Here is a 241-nt window from a genome sequence, read left to right on the forward strand (position 1 = left end):
TGGAATAAAATCTGACATGGTAATGGTTGTTTATAGTGTTATGATGATTGATTATGAGATGGCTGTAACCGCTTGCCAATTGGTTGCGGCTTAGCCCTGGTGCGGCCGTACCTAGTGCGGCTGCTTGCGCCCTAGCCCTAGCGGTTGTAAGGTTAGGGCTGGTAGATTGCGGCTTAGGTCTGGCGGTTTCGTACTTAGGTGCGGTGCTACTAGGGCTTGGTAGCATGGCATAGTACCAAAG

At 50.6% G+C, this 241-nt stretch carries 1 protein-coding gene; it reads right to left on the bottom strand.

Annotated elements, in window-relative coordinates; genetic code table 11:
• Positions 1 to 241: hypothetical protein (locus ACT9TX_RS18545; RefSeq protein WP_481340628.1), on the bottom strand; the 241-nt coding region annotated here is incomplete at both ends.

It is taken from the genome of Parasediminibacterium sp. HNIBRBA5674, from assembly GCF_056745525.1.